Here is a 19,828-nt window from a genome sequence, read left to right on the forward strand (position 1 = left end):
GGACCGATTCCTCCCCGGCGGACCTGAGGTCTATCCGAGGAACACGTAGTCGGCGCCGTAGGGCACGCGGGCCTGGCTGCCCGGCGTGCAGGATCCGGCGGGCGCGAGTCCGCCCTCGGTGTTCAGCCGCAGGATCTGGGTGGTGTGGGCGAGCAGCCCGGTGGGCGCGCCCGCCTGGGTGGCGTCGAGCACCAGCTCGGGGATGTTGCCCGCGCCGTTCGGCGTCCTGGTCACGACCGCGCCGCGCACCGCGCTGCGGTCGGGCGCGATCCACTGCGGCGGGCCCGCGGCCGGGGTGACGAACGAGTGGTCGATGCCGCGCCGCAGCCCGGCCGTCACGCCGTGCTGGGTGAAGGCGTACCCGCCCGACGGCTGCCGGGTGCAGGCGTAGATCTGGGCGCCGCGCAGCACGTCGGCGGTGACGGCACGCGGGTGCGCGAACGGGCGGCCGGACAGCTGCCCGCGCACGGCTCCGCCGTCGAAGTCGGCGGTGCGCAGGTTCGCGTAGTAGCGGCCGGGAGCGGCGGCGATCCGCTTGACCACCGCCGGGTCGGCCGGGGCGTCGCCGGCCACGCCGGTCAGGTTCTCCGGCAGGCCCTTGGCGGCGAACAGGTCGACGGCCACCGGGCCGTTCGCGCCGGGCGCGGCCTTGTGCAGGTGTCCCGCGGTGACCCGGCCGAGCCCCGACCAGGTCGCGGTGTAGCCGATCGCCGAGCCGTGCGGGCGCAGCCACCAGGTCGCCCGGCCGTCGGCGTCGCCGCGCCGCTGCCCGTCGTCGGCCCGCACCTCCTGCGCGGCGTCGGCGCGGGCGGACAGCGTCGCCTGGTTGCTGCCCTGCAGGACGCCGTGCAGGTCGACGGGCCGGCTCAGCCGGTGGAACTGCCCGCGTACGGCGCCCTTGGGGTGCGCGGCGTCGTGCAGGTTGGCGTAGAAGGCGCCCGGGTCGTCGGTCAGCGCCTTGACCAGCGCCGGGTCGGCCTTGATCGTGCCGGTGACGCCGAGCACGCTCCTGGGCAGCGGCCTGGTGAAGAACTCGAGCGCGACGTCGCCGTTGACGCCCTTGGCCCCGGCGTGGACGTGACCACCGGCCGGGGTGCCGATCTTGTTCCAGCGGGCGGCGAAGGTGACCTCGCCGTCGCTGATCCGCAGCACGACCGTGGCGCGCCCGTCCTGGTCACCGCGGGTGCCAACCTCGTTGGCCCCGCGTAAGCCGGCCGCCAGGTACACCTCGTCGGACGCATCGGCGGCGACGGCCTGGCCGGGCACGACAGCGGCGCACACCAGGGCCCCGGCGAGCGCGGCGACGGGAAGCGCGAACTTGCGAGCAGACATCATGAAACCTCTTCACAGATGGTTAGTCCGGCTGGTACGGCAAGCAGTACGGGACGCGAACCCGGCGCGGTTCAACCCGGAATCCGGTAAAAGTGCACACAACGCCGAGCCGGACGAACGTCAGGATTTCGGTCCGCAACTTTCCCGGGCGCCCGCGCATCCAACTCGCCGTGGGAATGTTGATGACGGGCGATCCGCAGCGGCTCGGCGGCTACTGGCTGGCCGGGCGGCTCGGCGCGGGCGGGCAGGGCGTGGTCTACGAGGCGTACGCCGAGGACGGCAGGCGCGTGGCGATCAAGGTCCTGCACGGCGACCAGGCCGCCCAGCTGGCCAGGGAGGCGACCGCGGCGCAGCGGGTGGCCGCCTTCTGCACCGCCCCGGTGATCGAGGCCGTGCTGGAGGGGCCGCGGCCGTACATCGTCAGCGAGTACGTCGAGGGCCCGAGCCTGCGCAAGGCGGTCGCGGACGGCCGCCGCTTCACCGGCACCGACCTGCACCGGCTCGCCACCGCCGTGGCCACGGCACTGACCGCCATCCACGACGCCGGCGTCATCCACCGCGATCTCAAGCCCGACAACGTGCTGCTCGGCCCGGACGGCCCGCGCGTGATCGACTTCGGCATCGCCAGGACGGCGGAGATGTCGCTGACCGCGACCGGCCTGGTCACCGGCACGCCCACGTACATGGCGCCGGAGGTGTTCACCGGGCAGCGGGCCGGCATGCCCGCCGACGTGTTCGCCTGGGGCGGCATCATGGTCCACGCGGCGACCGGCGCCGACCCGTTCGAGGCCGAGAGCCTGGGCGGCGTCATGCACCGGGTGCTGTCGGCCAACCCCGACCTGGGTGCGCTGCCCGACTCGGTGCGCCCGCTGGTGGCCGCCGCGCTCGGCAAGGACCCGGCGCGCCGTCCCACCGCCAGGCAGCTCCTGCTGGCCCTGGTCAGCGGCGACAGCGCGCTCGACACCGCGTACCTGCTGGCCCGGGGCAGCGGCCAGGCGGCCGGCATGGCCGTCGCGGCCGACGACCCCGGGCTGGGCGCGCTGGCCGAGCAGGCGTACGAGTCGCTGAGCCGCGAGGAGCACGAGGCGGCGGCCGAGGTCTTCCTGCGGCTGGTCACGGTGGGCGAGGGCGGCGAGCTGTCGGTGCGGCGCGCGGCGCTGTCGGAGCTGATGGAGGGCCGCCCGCTGCCGGAGTCCGCGGCGGTGGCCAGGATCCTGGACGTCTTCGGCTACCTGCTCGGCCGCGACGGCGAGGAGGTGTGGCTGTCACGGCCCGCGCTGCCGCACGCCTGGCCGCGCTACCGCCGCTGGATCGAGGCCAACAGGGACGGGCTCGCCGTGCACCGCGAGATCCTGTCCGCGGCCAGGCGCTGGCACCAGGCCGGACGCAGGGACGGCGACCTGTTCCAGAACCACAGCCTGCAGAACGCCCTGCACTGGGCGGCCACCGCGCGCAGGAACATCACCCTGTCACCGGTCGAAAGGGACTTCCTGGACGCGGGCGCCCAGCTCACCAGGCGCAAGGCCAGGCGGAACCGGCTGGTCACGCTCAGCCTGGCGGGGCTGCTGGTGATCGCGCTGGTCGCGGCCGGTCTGGCCGTCCAGCAGGGCAGGCTGGCCGACGAGCGGGCCGAGGCCGTCGCGGCGCAGCGCGACAGGGCGGAGGGAACGCGGCTGGCGCAGGTCGCGGACGGGCTGCGGCAGCGCGACCCGCGAGTGGCCATGCAGCTCAGCGTGGCCGCCTGGCGGCTGGCCGGCACCCCGCAGGCCCGCGCCGCGCTGACGGCCGCGCTCGCCCAGCGCGAGGTGGCCGTGTTCAAGGACCCGGCCACGGCCGGCGAGACGGTCCGGGCGCTGAGCCGCGACGGCAGGATCCTGGCCAGCGCGAGCGACGACGCGATCAGGCTCTGGGACCCGCGCACCGGCAAGCGCGCGGGCGGCTTCACCGGGCTCGGGCTGAAGGACGAGTCGCCGGTCGAGATCGCCGTCTCGCCCACCGGCCGCGACGTGCTGCTGACCACGACCAGGCGGCTCATCGTCTGGCGGGCGGCCACCGGCGAGCCGGTGCGCTCCCGGCCGATCCGCGGGGACGTGCAGTACTACGGCCGCTACGGCACCGTCGACCGGTACGTGATGATCACGTACACCGACGACGTCGGCGTCAGGCACGACCACGTCTGGGACCTCGACCGAGACACGTTCGCCTCGATCCCCGCCTACGACGGCGCGATGACGGAGAAGGGCGAGGCGATCTACGTCCGGGCCGACGGCGCGCGCGGCGAGGTGGAGCGGCGCGCGCTGCCCGGGCTGGAGGTGGAGCTGAGCCAGCCGCCCGCGGGCGTCTGCCACTGCCGCGCCCCCCTGGCGGTCACCGCAGGCGGCGGCGACCTGATCGAGGAGAGCAAGGGCGACCTGGTCGTCAACCCGGTCAAGGGCGCCCGCTCCTCCGACGACACGCTGCAGACCGGCGTCCGGCCGTGGAACCGCGGCGACCTCACCGTCAGCCCCGACGGGCGGCTGTTCGCCTCGGTCACCGACTCGCAGATCCAGGTGTGGCGGGCCTTCGACGAGCACCTCACCACGCTGCGCCTGCCCACCGGCGCCGACAACGGGCAACAGCGGGCCCAGGTCGGCTTCGACGGCACCAGGCTGCGCTACCTCAGCGAGGACCGCGTCTTCACGGTGGACCTCGGCGACCTGCCCCTCCGCCCGGCCGCGCCCGCCCCGTGGTCGCCGCCCGAGCTGGGCCAGGGCGCGCGCCTGCTCGCGATGCACGACGACGACGGCAAGATCTACCTCAGCGACGAGCGCGGCGCGGGCATGCGCCCGGTGATCGAGGCCGAGCCAGGCGGCAACGAAGTACGGTCACCGGTGCTCGCCTTCGGCCCCGACGGCCGCCTGGCCGGCATGGGCGGCGGTACGATCGCCGTCATCGACGTCGCCGCCAGGCGCGAGGCCGCGCGCTGGCGTCCGATGCTCGGTGGCCGGCCGCAGCACACCGGCCTGCTGGCCTTCAGCCAGGCGGGCACCCTGCTGGCCGCCGGGCACTTCGGCGCGGACGGCGACGCGAGCCGGGAGGCCCTGGCCGTGTGGGACTGGAAGACCCGACGGCTGCTCTGGTCGGCGCGCTTCACCAACATCAGGGGCGCGAAGTTCGCACCCGACGGCAGGACGCTCGCCGTCATCGCCGACACCTCGGCCGACGTGGCCGGCTACGACCTGCGGCTGTACGACACGGCGACGGGCCGCCGGCTCGGCGCGCCGTTCGGCCAGAGCGGCCAGAACTCGACCGTGATCGACTTCGTGTTCTCGCGTGACGGCTCGTCCGTCGCGGTCGTGGACGGCCGCGGCCGCGTCACCGTCTTCGACCTGGCCACGCGCACCCAGATCGGGCAGATCGACCAGGGCGGGGAACTCGTCGGCGAGGCCGCCGCCTCGCCCCGCGAGGACGTCGTCGCCGTCGCCACCAGGTCGGGCCGGGTGCGCCTGTTCGACATGAAGGCCGGGGTGAACCTCGGGTTCCTGCGCGACGGGGACGTGGGCGGCCTGGCCGCCCTGTCGTTCTCCGCCGACGGGACCGGCGTGACGACCCTCGACAACACCGGCGTGCTGCGTCACCACCCGATCGAGCCGGGGGCGATGGCCGCCGCGGTCTGCGCGCGGGCCGGCCGGCCGCTGACCGAGGCCGAGTGGCGCGCCCACGTCACCGGGGTCCCGTACCGCCAGGTCTGCCCGTGAACGGGCGAGTCAGATGTCCACGGTGAGCAGCGTCCGCCCGGTCCTGGTGACCACCTCGAACCTGTCGATGTCGGTCAGCGCGGTCGGGCTGCCGCCGTGCATGTACAGCGGCGCGGGCGAGCCAGGCACGCCGTAGCCGGTGGGCGGCACCCGCCACCCGGTCATGATCCGCCGCTCGCCCGACTTGGCGACCGAGACCAGCTCGCACTCCAGCGGCCCCTTCACCCCGGCCAGCTTGACCGCGGCGTGGGTGCCCCACCCCTTCGACTCGTAGACCATGCCGCCGCTCACCCCGTCGGCGCCGGTGCCCTCCACCTGCTCGCCCGCGGCGTAGAACTGCTCGGCGGGCCCGAGATGGCTCTCGTGCGCCTGCGCGGGCGCCGCGCTCTCGCCGGTGAGCTGGGTGCCGATCGTGAGCCCGCCGGCCACCAGGGTCACGGCGGCCGCCACCCCGATCACGAACGTGCCCCTGCGGGCCCGCTGGTCGGCCGCCTTCTTACGGCGGAGCAGGTCGATCACGTTGTCCTGCCCGCCGGGCAGAGGGGGGTCGTCCTCCACCGGGGCGATGCCGCTCAGCACGCTCGCCACGCCGGCCAGGTCGGACAATTCCGCCCGGCACGACCCGCACGCGAGGAGATGCGACTCGAAGGCCCGCCTGTCGTCGTCCTCCAGCAGGCCCAGGGCGTAGGCGCCGACGTCGGTGTGCTCGACTCTGGAAGTCACGCCGTCACCCCTCTCTCCTCCAGTGCGATGCGCAGCGCGCGGACCGCGTAGTAGACCCGGGACTTCACGGTGCCCACGGGTATGCCGAGCGCGATGGCGGCGTCGTTGACCGACCGGTCGCGCAGGATCGTCTCGTTGAGGATCTCGCGGTGCGCCGGTGACAACGCCTTCAGCGCCTCTGACACCACCACCTGATGCAGCAGCCCCTCCAATTCATCGGGAACCGGCATGCTCTGCAGCGGTCCGTCGCCAGACTCTTGCGGCCGGGCGTCCTTGCGCCTGCGGTCATCGATCACGATACGTCTGGCGACCGTGGCGAGCCAGGGCATGAGGGAGCCGGAGTCGGGGTCGAGCTGCGCGGCGCTGCGCCACGCGCGGATCATCGTCTCCTGCACCACGTCTTCCGCCCACTGCCGATCGCCCGCGGTCAGCCGGACCACGAAGGCCAGCAGCGGCCGGTGGTACTCCCGGTAGAGCGCGGACACGACCACCTCGTCGTCGGGCCGCACCCGTCTGATCAAGTGGCGCAGGCGCGGCTTGGCCGCTGGGGCGGCTGCCCCGGCCGAGGGCGGGGGATACGTGCTCGTACGCATCATTCCCCTTTCTCGCGTCCGTCGGGAGGAAGTACGGCCGGGGCGGGCGGCAGGGTTCAACGGAACGGGGAAGATAATGCGATTGCGTCCCGGAGAGCGATTGCGTAAAGTCACTTCGGCGAACGAGCAACCGATCGAGGAGGTGAGGACTATGCGGGTCGTCCTGTTCTGCCTGCCGTCCTTCTGCCTCCGGGTTCTGAGCTGACCCCGGGGTTCCTTCTCGAATCCAAAGGATCAACTCCGTTGTTCTTCGATCTTTCTTCGCTCGGCTGGTCCGACTACCGCGCCGCCGAGCTGCCTTTCGACACCGTCCCGGGCCGGGTGGCCCGGGTCGATCGCGGCGCCGCCGAGGTGCTCGCGGCCGACGGTCAGCACTCCGCCAGGTACGGCGCGGCCGTGCGCCGCGCCTCGGCCGCCGACCCGATCGCGCTGCCCTGCGTGGGCGACTGGGTGGCACTCAGGCAACTGCCCGAAGGCCGCTACGAGGTCGACGCCGTCCTGTCCAGGACGACCGCGTTCATCAGGGGCGGCGTCAGCCGCGACTCCATCGGCGGGCTGTCGGGCGACGGCCAGGGCCAGGTGCTCGCGGCCAACGTCGACGTCGTCTTCGTGGCCGAGCCGTCCATGCACTCCACGAGCTTCGCCGACCTGGGCCGCATCGAGCGGCTGGTCGCGCTGGCCTGGGAGTCCGGCGCCACGCCGGTGGTGCTCGTGACCAAGTCGGACCTGTTCGAGCAGGGGCTCGACGACCTGCTCGACGACGTGCGCACCGCGGCCCCCGGGGTCGACGTGCACGCCGTCTCCTCTCTGCACGGCGACGGCGTCGAGCTGGTGCGCGAATACCTCGAAGGCTCGCGCACGGCCGTCGTGCTCGGCCCGTCGGGGGCCGGGAAGTCCACGCTGGTCAACGCCTTGGCCGGAACCGAGGTGATGGAGACCCAGCAGGTCAGGGCGGGCGACGGCCGGGGCCGCCACACCACCGTGCACCGGGAGCTGATCCCGCTGCCCGGCGGCGGCATCGTCGTCGACACGCCGGGCATCAGGCGCATCGGCCTGTTCGAGATGAGCCAGGGCGTCGACCTGGTCTTCTCCGACGTCGAGGCGCTGGCCGAGCGGTGCAGGTTCGGCGACTGCGGGCACGAGAGCGAGCCAGGCTGCGCCGTCCTGGAGGCGGTCGACGCCGGCGAGCTGCCGGAGCGGCGCCTGGAGAGCTGGCGCAAGCTGCGGCGGGAGGCCGCCTGGATGGCCTCGCGCACCGATGCCAGGCTGCGCAAGGAACAGCAGAACAAGTGGAAGATCATCTCCAAGGAGATGCGCCGTTCTGGCAGGAACCGGCCATGACCCGGCGGCGATGCCGGTAAACCGGCGCTGAGTGACCCGCGTCCGGGGTAGTCACCAGTCATGGAGCTCTTCGCTGACCGGGCCGAGGCCGGCCGGCTGCTCGCCGAGCGGCTGCCGGAGTCGCGCGACCCGGTGGTGCTGGCGCTGCCCCGTGGCGGGGTGGCGGTGGCCGTGCCCGTCGCCCGCAGGCTCGGCGGCGACCTCGACGTGCTGGTCACCAGGAAGATCGGCTACCCGCCGCAGCCCGAGCTGGGCGTCGGCGCGGTGGCCGAGGGCGGTGATCCGGTGTTCGACGAGGGATTGCTGAACCGGCTCGGGATGACTCCCGAGTCGGTGTCGGACGTGGTCGAGCAGGAGCGCCGCGAGCTGGAGCGCCGCGTGCGGGCCTACCGCGGTGGCCGGCCGCTGCCCGCGCTGGCCGGGCGCGAGGTGATCGTGGTCGACGACGGCCTGGCCACCGGCGGCACGGCGAGGGCCGCCCTGCGCGCGGTGCGCGGGGCGGGTCCGGCCAAGGTGACGCTGGCGGTGCCGGTGGGCGCGCGCGACACGGTCGAGGCGATGGAGGCGGAGGCGGACGAGGTGGTGGTGCTGCGCGCGCCGGCGGACTTCCGCGCGGTCGGCCAGTGGTACGCGGAGTTCGACCAGCTCACCGACGCCGACGTGCTGGAACTGCTGGCCGAGGGACGCGGCGACGCCTGACCAGGGTCACCCCGCGAAGTGGGCAAGGCTCAGGGGCGCGTCGCGAAGGGGTCAGGCGATGAGCACGTTCCAGAGTCGCCCCGTGAAGCGGTCAGGCGATGAGCACGGCCCAGACGAGCTTGTCGCGCCCGGCGGGGGAGAACCAGCCCCAGGCCGAGCAGAGCGCCTCGATCAGCCGCAGCCCCCGGCCGAACTCCGCGTACACGTCGGCCACCGTGGCCACCGGCACGCTCCGGCTGTGATCGCTGACCACGCAGGCCAGCTCGCGCCCCTGGCACAGCAGCCGCAGCTGGGCCGCGCCGCCGCCGTGCCGCATCGCGTTGGTCACCAGCTCGGAGACCACCAGCTGAGCGTCGAAGACGACCCGGTCGGCGCCCCACCCGGTCAGCGTGCGATCGACGAACCTGCGTGCCTCGGAGACGGACCCCGGGTCGGACGTCGCCGCGTCGCGAAAGGGGTGGACCGCGTCGTGATCGACGGCGTGCCCGTCGGCCAGGCTGGACGAGAGCCACCCTGGCGGCCGGGCGCCGATGGCGGCTTGCGGCCGAGCGTCGAAAGTCGTCATTCTGGCCCCCGAAGCGCGGTCTGATGATCCAATGCCCATCTTTACGGGGTGTGCTGAGCGATGCAAGACTTTCCGTGCTTTACGGATGCGAATCGCATCTGCACGTGCAGATGATCTAGGAGCGGTGTAGTGGACGCAGAGAGTGCGGAAGGGCATCTGCTCAGTTACTCGCCGGGCAGCCCCACGGTCCTGCGGATCCTGCTGGGCACGCAACTGCGCAGGCTTCGCACCGAGCAGGGTATCTCCCGTGAAGACGCGGGATACTCGATTCGCGCGTCCCATGCCAAGATCAGCAGGCTGGAGCTGGGCCAGGTCAGCTTCAAGCAGCGCGACGTGGCCGACCTGCTGACCCTGTACGGCGTCACCGACCCCGCCGAGCGCGAGCCGCTGCTCGCCCTGGCCAGGCAGGCCAACGCGCCCGGCTGGTGGCACAAGTACGGCGACCTGCTGCCCGCCTGGTTCGAGGTCTACATCGGGCTGGAGGGCGCCGCGTCGAGCATCCGCACGTACGAGAACCAGTTCGTCCCCGGCCTGCTGCAGACGCCCGAGTACGCCAGGGCGGTGATCTCGCTGGCGCACGAGCGGGCCGGGCGGGCCGAGCTGGACCGCCGCGTCATGCTGCGTACCACCAGGCAGGAGCGGCTGAAGAGCGGGCTCACGCTCTGGGCGGTCATCGACGAGGCGGTGGTGCGCCGCATGCTCGGCGGGCCCGAGGTGATGCGCAGGCAGATCGAGCACCTGCTGGAGGTCACCGCGGGCGGCGGTGTCACGGTGCAGATCATGCCGTTCGACCGGGGCGGGCACGCGGCGGCCGGCGGGCCGTTCAGCATCCTGCGCTTCCCCGAGCGCGACCTGCCCGACGTGGTGTACATGGAGCAGCTCACCAGCGCCCTCTACCTGGACAAACCCTCGGAGTCCGAGCATTACGCCCAGGTGATGGACCGGCTGAGCGTCCAGGCCGAGCAACCGAAGCAGACCAGGCGCTTCCTGGAGCGCCTCATTTCCGGATGACCTGCTGGTTTGCTGTGATCCACTCCATATCGGATTTTTGATCGTCTGCCATATAGGGATCGACTAGCTGCCGTATTGTCGCCTGCGAACACGGATGCACGTGCATCCGCAAGCGCACTAGGAGCTGCCCTCATGCATGAGTTCCGCAACGGAACGCCGGCCGGTCGCCTTCCCGTCGTCTGGCGCAAGAGCAGGTGGAGCAACCCCAACGGCAACTGCGTGGAGCTCGCCGGCCTGCCCACGGGCGAGATCGCGATGCGTAACTCACGCTTCCCAGAAGGCCCCGCGCTGGTCTACACGCGGGCCGAGATCACCGCGTTCGTGCTGGGGGCCAAGGACGGCGAGTTCGACGATCTGATCTCCTGACTCCCTGGAAAAATTCTCCGGAGGGATGTCCGGTGCGCGCGTGCGGCTCCGACGTCTCTGGTGAAGGCGCCGCGGTGGCGCCACACGGAGAAGGGGAACCCATGAAGTACATGATCATGTTGTACGCCTCGCAGCAGGACTACGACGTGCTGGCCGGTCGTCCCGTGCCGGGCAAGACGCCGTGGTCGGCCGAGGACGTCGCGGCGATGCACGCGGGCATGCAGAAGTGGAACCAGGGGCTCGTCGAGTCGGGTGAGTTCGTCGACACGCAGGGGCTGAGCGCGCCCGCGCACACCAAGCGGCTCCAGCTGCGCGACGGCGTGCCGGTGATCACCGACGGGCCGTACCCCGAGACCCAGGAGGTCCTGGCCGGGTACACGATCGTGGAGTGCGAGAGCTACGACCGGGCGGTGGAGCTGGCCATGCGGATCGGCGAGACGCAGCATCCGGCGGGAGCCGAGCTCGACAGCGCGTTCTACGTGGACATCAGGCCCGTCGTCGGCGGCGCGGGCGACCTGGACTGACCCGCGGCCCTGCGGCTCGACCTCCTGGAACGGCAAGTGGCCACCCGGCCGGACGGCGGCGGGGTGGCCCTCTTGTGCGTGCGAGGTGAAGATCTACCTGATCAGGCAGTTGTCCCGACCGGGTTCGCCGGAGCCAGGGCGTAGTGGGCCCGGGCTCCGGTTCATCGGGACAACTGCGTGATCACGCGTTGATCGTGGCTGCTGCCGGGTGTCAGGCGGCGGAGATGCCGGCGCTGGCGGCGCGGCGCATGCGACGGCGACGCTCGGAGGCGCGCTCGTCCTCGTTGAGACCGCCCCACGTGCCGTACTTCTCGGGACGGGACAGCGCGTAGTCGAGGCACTCGTTGCGGACGGGACAGCCGCCGCAGATCGCCTTGGCCTTCCGCTCGCGTACGTCACGCTCGGGCTGCCGCTCCCCGTCGGGGCCGAAGAAGAGCACGAGGTCCTCACCCCGGCACGCGGCATCATCCTGCCAACCCCAGCTGGGGCGCGGGCGGGCGAGCTGCCGACGTACCTGAGACATGAGAAAACCACCTTCGTGAGAGGTATTTCGGTAATTGAGCCGCATTGGACGCTTTTGGCGTCACTGTTCCAACGCAAGTAAGAGCCGTGATGTTCCCTTATCAGGCGAGGGCAGGCGTGGCGTACCGCACAGGCGTGAGCCTGTCCAGCGAAACCAGCCGGTAGGTGGTGATCGTGTCGGCGCAAACCGCACCACACGGCGTCTGGAACGCCGATGGCTCAACCACAACCTGGAACCGGACGTCGCCGCAGCGCACGATGGCTTCGGTGACGTCGCCGTCCGACCTGGAGGATTCCACGGCCACTACGCCGACAGAGCACTCTCCCGTATGGGCTCGGGCGAAGTGCTCGACGGCTTGCAATGGCTCAGGGATGCCTGCGCGCCCCCGGTAGCGGTCGAGAATGATCTCGCCCGTCCGGTACGCGTTAGCCGCTGCCAGTGCAGCAGCCTGAGACATGCTGCCGTAGAAAATTCCGTGTGGCAAGCACACGAGGTTGGCGGCGTAGCGATCGCCGCCAACGTGTGACGTTTCCCATACTCTGTCGGGCAAAGATTGCGCCAGTGACCGAGCGAGGGGTAGTCCAATGCGGGCGCAGCACGCATTGCGCTTGGCGTGCGTGCAGACCAGAAATACCGGCTCGTCTTCAAGTATGCAGGACTCCGGGACCACTCCGGCCACCAGAGCGTCCAGGTCAAGATCGTCGGGACCTGCGATGACACCCCCGGCCAGCCAGGGGTTATCGCCTGCCGCGTAGGCCACTAGCACACGGATGCCCTGGTCCCGTGTGCGGGTCCGCTTTCCCGGCCGGCGGATCAGCTGGGGTCTGATACCGCGTTCGAGCGCCCGCCGGACGAGTTCCGAGATGTTCTCAGGAAGCTCGAAGCTTTCCAGGTGCGACGGCCACGGCCCGGTGTACTCCACCAGCAACCACACCCTGGCCCCCACGGTGGCGCTGGCCAGGGTGGGAACCAGGCCGGAGTGACAGCCCGCCGGATGGTCGCAGCCCCTGGTCAACGTCGTTCCCCCTACGCGTGAATCCCCTGCGCGTGAATTAGGTAAGGGTAACCTAACGGGGGCGCGGGTTTCGCGCAGGGGTACCCCTATTGGCCTGGCGTGTTCCCGTTCGACCCCTCATCACGGCTCTCACCGAGGCCCTCGCTGAGGCCCTCGCCGAGGGCTTCGCGCGCGGCCGCCAGCGCGGCGGCCCTGTCGCCCGCCACGAGCCCGATGCGGGTCCTGCGGTCGAGCAGGTCGCCCTCGTCGAGCGCGCCCTCGTGCCTGACCGACCAGAGCAGCTCGCCCGTGGTGATGCCGAGCCCGGCCGGCTCCGGATACGCCTCGGCCAGCGCGCGCACCGCCGCCGCCTCCGCGCCGTAGCGGGCGGCCAGCCGCGCCGGCACGCCCGCGGGCACAGGCCCGGCGCCGACGAGCGGGATCCGCGCGGTGCGGCACGGTCCCGCGGTCAGCCGCGCCAGCGCGACCGCCCGATCCACGGCATCCTCCGCCATGCGCCGATATGTCGTGAGCTTGCCGCCCACCACGGTCACGACGCCGTCGCCGGGCAGCACCGCGTGCCTGCGCGAGATGTCCGCCGTCCGGCCCTCGGCCGCCAGAAGGGGCCTGAGGCCCGCGTAGACGCCCGCGACCGCCTCACGGGTCACCGGAACCTCAAGAACGCCGTTCAACACCTCCAGGAGCGTTCTGACGTCCTCCTCGGGCGCCTCGGGGACGTCGGGGACCGGCCCGTCCACCGGGACGTCGGTCAGGCCGACGTGGACGCGGCCGTCCGGCTGGGGGAGTACGAGCGCGAATCGGTTGGTCTCTCCGGGAATGGGCACGTGCAGCCCGGCACGCAGCCCGGGCAGCGGCCCGAGCACCAGATGCGTGCCACGCGACGGACGCAGCTTCACCGCCGGGTCCAGGCCGCCGGCCCAGACGCCGGTCGCGTTGATCACCACCTCGGCCCTGATGTCGAACTCCGCGCCGGTCAGCTCGTCGCGCACGCGCGCGCCCCGGCCGGTGAGCCGCACCGCGCGGCACCGGGTCAGCACCCTGGCGCCGTGCGCGGCCGCCGTCCTGGCCACGGCCACGACCAGGCGGGCGTCGTCGAGCAGGCGGCCGTCCCACGACAGCAGGCCGCCGCGCAGCCCGCGCCCGTCGAGCACGGGCGCCAGGCCGAGCGCGCGCGAGGCGGCGATCCTGGACGGGCCAGGCAGCAGCCCGCGCGGGGTGCGCGCGGCGGCGCGCAGCCCGTCGCCGAGCCGGTAGCCCGCCATGACCAGCGCCGCCTGCCCGCGCGAGACCGACGGGGTCAGCGGCAGCAGGTACGGGTGCGCCCTGACCAGGTGCGTGTTCCTGAGCAGGATCCCGCGCTCGACCGCGCTCTCGTAGGCGACGTCCACCTGACCCTTGGCCAGGTAGCGCAGCCCGCCGTGCACCATCTTGGAGCTCCACCTGGACGTGCCGAACGCCAGGTCGTGCGCGTCGATCGCGGCTACGCTCAGTCCCCGTGAAGCCGCGTCGAGCGCCGCGCCGGCCCCGGTGGCGCCCAGGCCCACCACGAGCACGTCCACCCGTTCCTCGGCGGTCGAGCGCAGCTCCGCGCTCCTGCGCCGGGCGTTCAGCGAGCTATCCAAGGTAGGCCTCCAGCAGGGTGGTCAGCTCGGCGTCGAGGTCGTCGAGAGTGACGGGGTCCGCGCCGGTCCCGCTGCCCTCGCCCGCCCCGGGGTCGGTCATGGTCGGCGCTGACAGCAGGAACGACTGCGCGACCAGCAGCACCGCCCTGGCCCTGCGCCGGTCGCCGAGCGCGGGCTCCAGCACCGACAGCACCGCCTCGTGCGTGGCGCCCCTGCGGTCGAGCAGGTACGGCACCAGCAGTTCGGGGTCCGCCGCCACGATCTTGCGCCAGAGCGGGTGCGCGCGCAGCTCGCGCACGCCCGCCACGATCGCCTCGACCGGGTCGGACAGGTCGAGCCCGGAGACCACGCGCACCCATTCGCGCGTCATCAGGTCGGCCACCAGCGTGCGCACGTCCGGCCAGCCCCGGTAGATGGTCATGCGTGACACGCCGGCCCGGCGCGCCACGTCGGTGAGCGTCGTCCTGCGCACGCCGAAGGCCAGCACGCAGTCCCTGGCCGCGTCCAGAACGCGGTCGTTGTGACGAATCGACGTCATGTGTCACAGTGTAACCGTGGCTGAAGAACCGATGTCGTGGTCGGGCTGGGGCGATCCCGCCAAGGCCCGCGAGTTGCCGGAACAGGTACGCGCGCTGCTGCGTGACCTCCTGGGCGTGCGCGCGCCCGAGACCCCCGCCGTGCGGCTTGAGGAGGTGCGGCTGGCTCCGTCCGCGCTGGGCGATCACGTGCCGGCCGCGCTCGAAGCGGTCGTCGGCGCGGGCAACGTGCTGACCTCGCACGAGGCCCGGGTGCGGCGCACGCGCGGCAAGTCCACTCCCGACCTGCTGCGCATGCGGGCCGGCGACGGCTCCGACGCCCCCGACGCGGTCGTCCTGCCCGGCTCGCACGACGAGGTCGCCGAGCTGCTGCGGGTGTGCGCGGCCGAGCGGGTCGCGGTGGTGCCGTTCGGCGGCGGTACGTCCGTCGTGGGCGGGCTCGTGGCGACCCGAGCGGGTTTCGCCGGCGTGATCGCGCTCGACCTTGGCCGGATGAACCGGCTGCTCGGCGTGGACACCGAGTCGATGCTGGCCATGTTCGAGCCGGGGGTGCGCGCGCCCGAGGCCGAGCGGCTGCTGGCCGCGCACGGGCTCACGCTCGGCCACTTCCCCCAGTCCTTCGAGTACGCCACGCTCGGCGGCTTCGCCGCGGCCCGCTCCAGCGGCCAGGCCTCGGCCGGCTACGGGCGCTTCGACGACATGGTGGCCGGGCTGACCGTGGCCACCCCGGCCGGGCCGCTCGACCTGGGCCGGGCGCCCAAGTCGGCGTCCGGGCCCGACCTGCGCCAGCTCGTGCTCGGCTCGGAAGGCGCGTTCGGCGTGATCACGGCGCTGCGGCTGCGGGTGCGGCGCGTCCCCGCCGAGCGGTTCTACGAGGGGTGGCGTTTCGCGTCGTTCGCGGCCGGCTCCGCGGCCATGCGGGCGCTGGCCCAGCGCGGGCCGCTGCCCACCGTCCTGCGTCTGTCGGACGAGACCGAGACGATGATCGGCCTGGCCAAGCCGGACGCCATCGGCGGCTCGGGCTCCGGTTCCGGCTGCCTGATGATCGCCGGTTTCGAGGGCGAAGGGGCCGCAGCCCGCCGCGCCGAGGCCGCCGGCGTGCTCGCCGGGGCAGGCGGTGAGCCGCTGGGCGCCGAGCCCGGCGAATCCTGGGCGCACGGCCGCTACTCCGCCCCCTACCTGCGCGACTCGCTGCTGGCCGCGGGCGCGACCGTCGAGACGCTGGAGACGGCCGGTTTCTGGTCGAACCTGCCCAGGCTGTACGACGCGGTACGGCTGGCCCTGCTCGGCGCACTCGGCTCGCCGCTGGTCATGTGCCACATCTCGCACGTGTACGAGACCGGCGCCTCCCTGTACTTCACCGTCGTCACCCCGCAGCACGGCGACCCGGTCGAGCAGTGGGAGTCGGCCAAGACGGCGGTGAACACGGCCATCGTCGCGGCCGGCGGCGCCATCAGCCACCACCACGGCGTCGGCCGCGACCACCGCGACGCCTACGCCGAGGAGATCGGGCCGGTGGGCGTGGAGATCCTGCGTGCGGTCAAGTCGCGGCTCGACCCGGCCGGGATACTCAACCCCGGCGTCCTGGTCCCGTAGCCGGTTCAGTCGTCCGCGTCCTCCTCGGGAGGGGCGATCGTGGAGACCTCGGCCCAGGCGGCGGCGGCGTCGGAGTAGCGGCGCAGTTCTTCCAGGACGCCGGCCAGGCAGGTCAGCGCCACGATCAGGTGACCGCCGCCGGCCAGGCGCGAGAGCGCCACCGCCTCCTCGGCCAGCGGCAGCGCCTCGCCGGGCTTGCCGCGCCCGAGCAGGAGGGTGGCGGTGGTGCGCAGGCTGCGGGCCAGCAGGAGCGTGTGGTCCGACGATTCGGGGTCGAGGCCCCGGCACATGGCGATGGCCCGCTGGGCGCTTTTCAGCGCGCTGCGCCCCCAGCGGGCCTGTGACTGGGTCTGGGCATAGGCCAGCAAACCCTCAATGGCTTGCACTTCCGTGGTGCCGCGCCGGGCTGTGTCGTCTGAATCGTTTCGGGCCATCGAGCCCCCTTAGGCGGGTGCCAACCGCTTGCTTGGGAGGGTGAGGTTACACCATGACGCACCTTCTGTGTTCTCCGCGGCACGGAGCGTTTGGGATGCGGAAAAGGTAGATCGCGGTAAAGATGTGGTCATGGTGGAAGTCGCAGCTGAGCGTGGAAAGCAGCTTTCGTCACGGGTGTCGCAGGAGGGGGCCGGCTGGTCCTGTACGCAGATTGGGACGTTCGCCCAGCTCAGGCCGCATAAGCAGGGGTTTAGCTGGTTGAATCCGCGGACGCTCTGGCTGTCCAGGAACGAGATCCTCGCGGGGTTGTTCGGCGACCCGTCGGGAGAGGTGCGGGCGCGCTGGGTGGAGGCGCAGGAGGCTCGGGGGATAGACGCGGAATTTCGTATTAAGTCCGGCCTTGGGGGAAATTTCAGTTTTCTGTTGCTGGGGGACACCGGAGAAGGCGACGCCTCGCAATACGCCGTCGTGCCCGGCATGCTCAAGCTGGGGGAGCGCACGTCCTTTGCGGTCATTGCCAGTGATGTTCTCTATCCGGCCGGATCGGCGAATGAGTACGGGGACAAGTTCTTCCGTCCGTACAAGGACTACAACGCTCCGATCTATGCGATCCCCGGCAACCACGACTGGTACGACGGTCTCGGCGGTTTCATGCGGGTCTTCTGCGACGCCCCGCCGCTCAAGCCCAAGCCGGACCGGGGCCTGCGCGGCCTGTTGTGGCGCAAGCCCGAGACCATCGACGAGCCCGCCCTGGCCGAGGCGCGCAAGCTCAGGGGGCAGCCCGCGCAGCAGGCCGTCCAGCCGGCGCCGTACTGGGTGATCGAGTCGGACAGCCTGCTCGTCGTGGGCGTCGACACCGGCATCCGCGGCATGATCGACAAGCGGCAGACCGCCTGGCTGCGCCGCGTCTCGCTCGACCCGCGGCCGAAGATCCTGGTCACCGGCAAGCCGATCTACACCAGGAACGACTACAAGCCCTCACCGCTGGAGGAGGGCGGCACGATCGACGACATCGTCCGCGACCCGGCGCACCGGTACGTCGCGGCCATCGGCGGCGACGTGCACAACTACCAGCGATACCCGGTCAGAGTGGGCGACCGGGTCATCCAGTACGTCGTGGCCGGCGGCAGCGGCGCGTTCATGCACGCCACCCACACCATCCGCCGCGTCGACGTGGCCGGCGTGCACGAGGACGACTTCAAGTGCTACCCGCTGCGCGGCGACTCGCTGTCGTTCTACAGCCAGCTCTACGCCCGCAGGCTGCGCATGAAGTGGCTCTACCTCACCCCGGACGAGGCCGCCTGCATGACCACCAAGCAGGTCAAGAACGAACCGGTCAGGCCGCTGGAAGACCCGGTGAGGATCACCAGCAGGATGAAATGGGCGGCCCGGCTGCTCGGCGGCTGGAAATGGCCGTTCCGGCTGCCGGTCGACAAGGTGTTCCACCGCTACCTGTCGGAGTTCTCCGACTGGGACACCCCGCCGTTCTTCAAGCAGTTCCTGCACCTGGACGTCACGCCGGACACCCTGACCCTGCGCTGCTTCGCCGCGACCGGCTGCCTGGAGCAGGAGCTGGACCCGCCGCTCGAGGACGAGGTCCGTATCAGTTTGTCGTAGTCGCCTGGCACTCTGGTGACGTGCACGTGGTGGTGGCGGGTGAGACGATCCTGCCGGTCGGCGGGTCGCCACGGCGGCCCGGTGACCTGGCGGGGGCCGTCCTGGATCTGGAGCGGGCCGAGCGGCCGCGGTGGGTCTGGGCCGAGACGGGAGAGGTCTACCCGGCGCTGCTGGGCGCGGGCGTGCGCGTCTCGCGCTGTCACGACCTCGCGCTCACCGAGAGCCTGCTGCTCGCCCACGAGGGCCGCTACGGCGAGCCGCGCTCGGCCAGGGCCGCGCACGCCAGGCTGCACGGCCTGCCGGTGCCCGACGACGAGCCCAGCGTGCCCGGCACCCTGTTCGCGCCCGAGCCGCTGAGCGCCGAGGCCGTCGCCGAGGTGCTGGCGGACCAGCTCCGGCGGGTCGAGGCGCTGCCCGCGCCCGGCAGGTTCAGGCTGCTGGTCGCGGCCGAGTCGGCGGGCGCGCTGGTCGCCGCCGAGATGGGGCACGACGGCATGCCCTGGCGCGAAGACGTGCACGACGCGCTGCTGACCGACCTGCTCGGCCCGCGCCCGGTGCACGGCATGCGCCCGGCCAAGCTGCAGGCGCTGGCCGACGAGGTGGCCGCGGCGTTCGGCCACCAGGTCAACCCCGACTCGGTGCAGCAGCTCGTCAAGGCGTTCAAGGGGGCCGGGGTGGCGCTGAAGTCCACCAGGTCGTGGGAGCTCAAGCGGGTCGAGCATCCCGCGGTCGCGCCGCTGCTCGCCTACAAGGAGCTGGCCAGGCTGTACAGCTTCCACGGCTGGGTGTGGGCCGACCAGTGGGTGCGCGGCGGGCGGTTCAGGCCCGAATACGTGGTGGGCGGCGTCGTGTCGGGCCGCTGGGCCACCAGCGGCGGCGGGGCGCTGCAGATTCCCAAGGTGATGCGCAAGGTGGTGCTGGCCGACCCGGGCTCCACGCTGATCGTCGCCGACGCCGCCCAGCTGGAGCCGCGGGTGCTCGCCGCGATGGCCGGTGACGTGGGGCTGGCCAGGGCGGCAGGGGAGATCGACCTGTACTCGGCGCTGGCCCGGTCGTTCGGCGGCCAGCGCGACCACGCCAAGATCGCCATGCTGTCCGCCATGTACGGCGGCACCAGCGGCGACGCGCCCAAGCTGCTGGCCGTCATGCGCCAGCGCTTCCCCCGGGCCTACCAGTTCGTCGAAGACGCGGCCAAGGCGGGCGAGGAGGGCCGGCTGGTGCGCTCGTGGCTCGGCCGCACCAGCCCGCCGCCGTCCGCCGGCTGGAGGGAGCAGGTCTCCGGTCCCGAGGGCGGCCGGGCGGCGCGCGACAGGGGCAGGTTCACCCGCAACTTCGTGGTGCAGGCCACCGCGGCGGAGTGGGCGCTGTCGCTCCTGGCGGTGCTGCGCGGGCTGCTGCCCGACCCGGCCAGGCTGGTGTTCTTCCAGCACGACGAGGTCATGGTGCACTGCCCGCTCGACCAGGCCGAAGAGGTGATCGCGGCGGTCGGTGCGGCGGCGGCCGAGGCGACCAGGCTGCTGTTCGGTTCGACGCCGGTGCGCTTCCCGATGGAGGCCGTCGCGGTCGACTGCTACGCCGACGCGAAGTAGCCCC

18 protein-coding genes are annotated in these 19,828 nt (G+C 72.3%); 9 read left to right on the top strand and 9 right to left on the bottom strand.

Annotated features, from left to right (window positions below):
* Positions 1 to 30: 30 nt before the first annotated feature.
* On the bottom strand, positions 31 to 1,335 hold the full coding sequence (locus HII36_RS01535; protein WP_173521193.1) for a CHRD domain-containing protein: 1,305 nt from the start codon (positions 1,333 to 1,335) through the stop codon (positions 31 to 33).
* 179 nt (positions 1,336 to 1,514) lie between these two features.
* Here HII36_RS01535 and HII36_RS01540 point away from each other — a divergent pair, with 179 nt between their 5' ends.
* A complete protein-coding gene (locus HII36_RS01540) occupies positions 1,515 to 5,069 on the top strand; it encodes a protein kinase domain-containing protein (protein ID WP_173521194.1) in 3,555 nt (1,184 codons plus the stop codon).
* Positions 5,070 to 5,078: 9 nt separating this feature from the next.
* Here HII36_RS01540 and HII36_RS01545 read toward each other — a convergent pair whose 3' ends face one another.
* Both HII36_RS01545 and HII36_RS01550 read right to left on the bottom strand, forming a co-directional pair.
* A complete protein-coding gene (locus HII36_RS01545) occupies positions 5,079 to 5,792 on the bottom strand; it encodes an anti-sigma factor family protein (RefSeq protein ID WP_173521195.1) in 714 nt (237 codons plus the stop codon).
* The gene (locus HII36_RS01550; RefSeq protein WP_456238007.1) at positions 5,789 to 6,388 is read right to left on the bottom strand and encodes a sigma-70 family RNA polymerase sigma factor; all 600 of its coding nucleotides are present in this window, start codon (positions 6,386 to 6,388) and stop codon (positions 5,789 to 5,791) included. The genes HII36_RS01545 and HII36_RS01550 overlap by 4 nt, the downstream gene beginning before the upstream one ends.
* 240 nt (positions 6,389 to 6,628) lie before the next feature.
* Here HII36_RS01550 and rsgA point away from each other — a divergent pair, with 240 nt between their 5' ends.
* Both rsgA and HII36_RS01560 read left to right on the top strand, forming a co-directional pair.
* Positions 6,629 to 7,726 carry a ribosome small subunit-dependent GTPase A gene (gene rsgA, locus HII36_RS01555; RefSeq protein WP_173521196.1) on the top strand — a complete coding sequence of 366 codons (1,098 nt, stop codon included), beginning with the start codon at positions 6,629 to 6,631 and terminating at the stop codon, positions 7,724 to 7,726.
* Between the two features lie 60 nt (positions 7,727 to 7,786).
* Positions 7,787 to 8,425: a phosphoribosyltransferase gene (locus HII36_RS01560; RefSeq protein WP_173521197.1), complete on the top strand. Its 639-nt coding sequence runs from the start codon at positions 7,787 to 7,789 to the stop codon at positions 8,423 to 8,425.
* A gap of 91 nt (positions 8,426 to 8,516) precedes the next feature.
* Here HII36_RS01560 and HII36_RS01565 read toward each other — a convergent pair whose 3' ends face one another.
* Positions 8,517 to 8,990 (bottom strand): ATP-binding protein, encoded by a 474-nt coding sequence (locus tag HII36_RS01565; RefSeq protein ID WP_173521198.1) that lies wholly within the window; start codon positions 8,988 to 8,990, stop codon positions 8,517 to 8,519.
* 129 nt (positions 8,991 to 9,119) lie between these two features.
* On the opposite strand from HII36_RS01565, the gene HII36_RS01570 reads away from it, so the two are divergent.
* The 3 genes from HII36_RS01570 (at position 9,120) to HII36_RS01580 (ending at position 10,891) form a co-directional block, all read left to right on the top strand.
* The gene (locus tag HII36_RS01570) at positions 9,120 to 10,001 is read left to right on the top strand and encodes a helix-turn-helix domain-containing protein (RefSeq protein WP_328807547.1); all 882 of its coding nucleotides are present in this window, start codon (positions 9,120 to 9,122) and stop codon (positions 9,999 to 10,001) included.
* 132 nt (positions 10,002 to 10,133) lie between these two features.
* Positions 10,134 to 10,367 carry a DUF397 domain-containing protein gene (locus HII36_RS01575; RefSeq protein WP_173521199.1) on the top strand — a complete coding sequence of 78 codons (234 nt, stop codon included), beginning with the start codon at positions 10,134 to 10,136 and terminating at the stop codon, positions 10,365 to 10,367.
* A gap of 101 nt (positions 10,368 to 10,468) precedes the next feature.
* Entirely contained in the window at positions 10,469 to 10,891 is a 423-nt protein-coding gene (locus HII36_RS01580; RefSeq protein WP_173521200.1) for a YciI family protein, read from the top strand.
* A 211-nt stretch (positions 10,892 to 11,102) separates the two neighbouring features.
* Here the strand turns inward: HII36_RS01580 and HII36_RS01585 are convergent, their stop codons facing one another.
* From HII36_RS01585 to HII36_RS01600, 4 genes are all read right to left on the bottom strand, one after another.
* Positions 11,103 to 11,414: a WhiB family transcriptional regulator gene (locus HII36_RS01585; protein ID WP_157245964.1), complete on the bottom strand. Its 312-nt coding sequence runs from the start codon at positions 11,412 to 11,414 to the stop codon at positions 11,103 to 11,105.
* 100 nt (positions 11,415 to 11,514) lie between these two features.
* A complete protein-coding gene (locus HII36_RS01590) occupies positions 11,515 to 12,348 on the bottom strand; it encodes a sucrase ferredoxin (protein ID WP_328807548.1) in 834 nt (277 codons plus the stop codon).
* A gap of 167 nt (positions 12,349 to 12,515) precedes the next feature.
* A complete protein-coding gene (locus HII36_RS01595) occupies positions 12,516 to 14,051 on the bottom strand; it encodes a glycerol-3-phosphate dehydrogenase/oxidase (protein ID WP_173521202.1) in 1,536 nt (511 codons plus the stop codon).
* Positions 14,044 to 14,589, bottom strand: a complete 546-nt coding sequence (locus HII36_RS01600) for a TetR/AcrR family transcriptional regulator (RefSeq protein WP_173521203.1) — start codon at positions 14,587 to 14,589, stop codon at positions 14,044 to 14,046. The genes HII36_RS01595 and HII36_RS01600 overlap by 8 nt, the downstream gene beginning before the upstream one ends.
* Positions 14,590 to 14,620: 31 nt before the next feature.
* Here HII36_RS01600 and HII36_RS01605 point away from each other — a divergent pair, with 31 nt between their 5' ends.
* Positions 14,621 to 16,183 (top strand): FAD-binding oxidoreductase, encoded by a 1,563-nt coding sequence (locus HII36_RS01605; protein ID WP_173521267.1) that lies wholly within the window; start codon positions 14,621 to 14,623, stop codon positions 16,181 to 16,183.
* Positions 16,184 to 16,188: 5 nt separating this feature from the next.
* On the opposite strand, the gene HII36_RS01610 is transcribed toward HII36_RS01605, so the two are convergent.
* The gene (locus tag HII36_RS01610) at positions 16,189 to 16,551 is read right to left on the bottom strand and encodes a hypothetical protein (RefSeq protein ID WP_173521204.1); all 363 of its coding nucleotides are present in this window, start codon (positions 16,549 to 16,551) and stop codon (positions 16,189 to 16,191) included.
* A 490-nt stretch (positions 16,552 to 17,041) separates the two neighbouring features.
* On the opposite strand from HII36_RS01610, the gene HII36_RS01615 reads away from it, so the two are divergent.
* Positions 17,042 to 18,235, top strand: coding sequence for a metallophosphoesterase (locus HII36_RS01615; RefSeq protein WP_236003070.1), 1,194 nt, complete (start codon positions 17,042 to 17,044; stop codon positions 18,233 to 18,235).
* A complete protein-coding gene (locus tag HII36_RS01620; RefSeq protein WP_217369052.1) occupies positions 18,175 to 19,824 on the top strand; it encodes a bifunctional 3'-5' exonuclease/DNA polymerase in 1,650 nt (549 codons plus the stop codon). The genes HII36_RS01615 and HII36_RS01620 overlap by 61 nt, the downstream gene beginning before the upstream one ends.
* Positions 19,825 to 19,828: the final 4 nt, after the last annotated feature.

Origin of the sequence: Nonomuraea antri, assembly GCF_013283785.1 — a bacterium.
GTDB classification, from domain to species: Bacteria; Actinomycetota; Actinomycetes; order Streptosporangiales; family Streptosporangiaceae; genus Nonomuraea; species Nonomuraea antri.

Coding starts and splice junctions, on each gene's coding strand:
- HII36_RS01535 (WP_173521193.1), bottom strand. CDS start 1,335: ATGATGTCTGCTCGCAAGTTCGCGCTTCCCGTCGCCGCGCTCGCCGGG.
- HII36_RS01560 (WP_173521197.1), top strand. CDS start 7,787: ATGGAGCTCTTCGCTGACCGGGCCGAGGCCGGCCGGCTGCTCGCCGAG.
- HII36_RS01605 (WP_173521267.1), top strand. CDS start 14,621: ATGTCGTGGTCGGGCTGGGGCGATCCCGCCAAGGCCCGCGAGTTGCCG.
- HII36_RS01580 (WP_173521200.1), top strand. CDS start 10,469: ATGAAGTACATGATCATGTTGTACGCCTCGCAGCAGGACTACGACGTG.
- HII36_RS01550 (WP_456238007.1), bottom strand. CDS start 6,388: ATGATGCGTACGAGCACGTATCCCCCGCCCTCGGCCGGGGCAGCCGCC.
- HII36_RS01585 (WP_157245964.1), bottom strand. CDS start 11,414: ATGTCTCAGGTACGTCGGCAGCTCGCCCGCCCGCGCCCCAGCTGGGGT.
- HII36_RS01540 (WP_173521194.1), top strand. CDS start 1,515: ATGACGGGCGATCCGCAGCGGCTCGGCGGCTACTGGCTGGCCGGGCGG.
- HII36_RS01600 (WP_173521203.1), bottom strand. CDS start 14,589: ATGACGTCGATTCGTCACAACGACCGCGTTCTGGACGCGGCCAGGGAC.
- HII36_RS01575 (WP_173521199.1), top strand. CDS start 10,134: ATGCATGAGTTCCGCAACGGAACGCCGGCCGGTCGCCTTCCCGTCGTC.
- HII36_RS01565 (WP_173521198.1), bottom strand. CDS start 8,990: ATGACGACTTTCGACGCTCGGCCGCAAGCCGCCATCGGCGCCCGGCCG.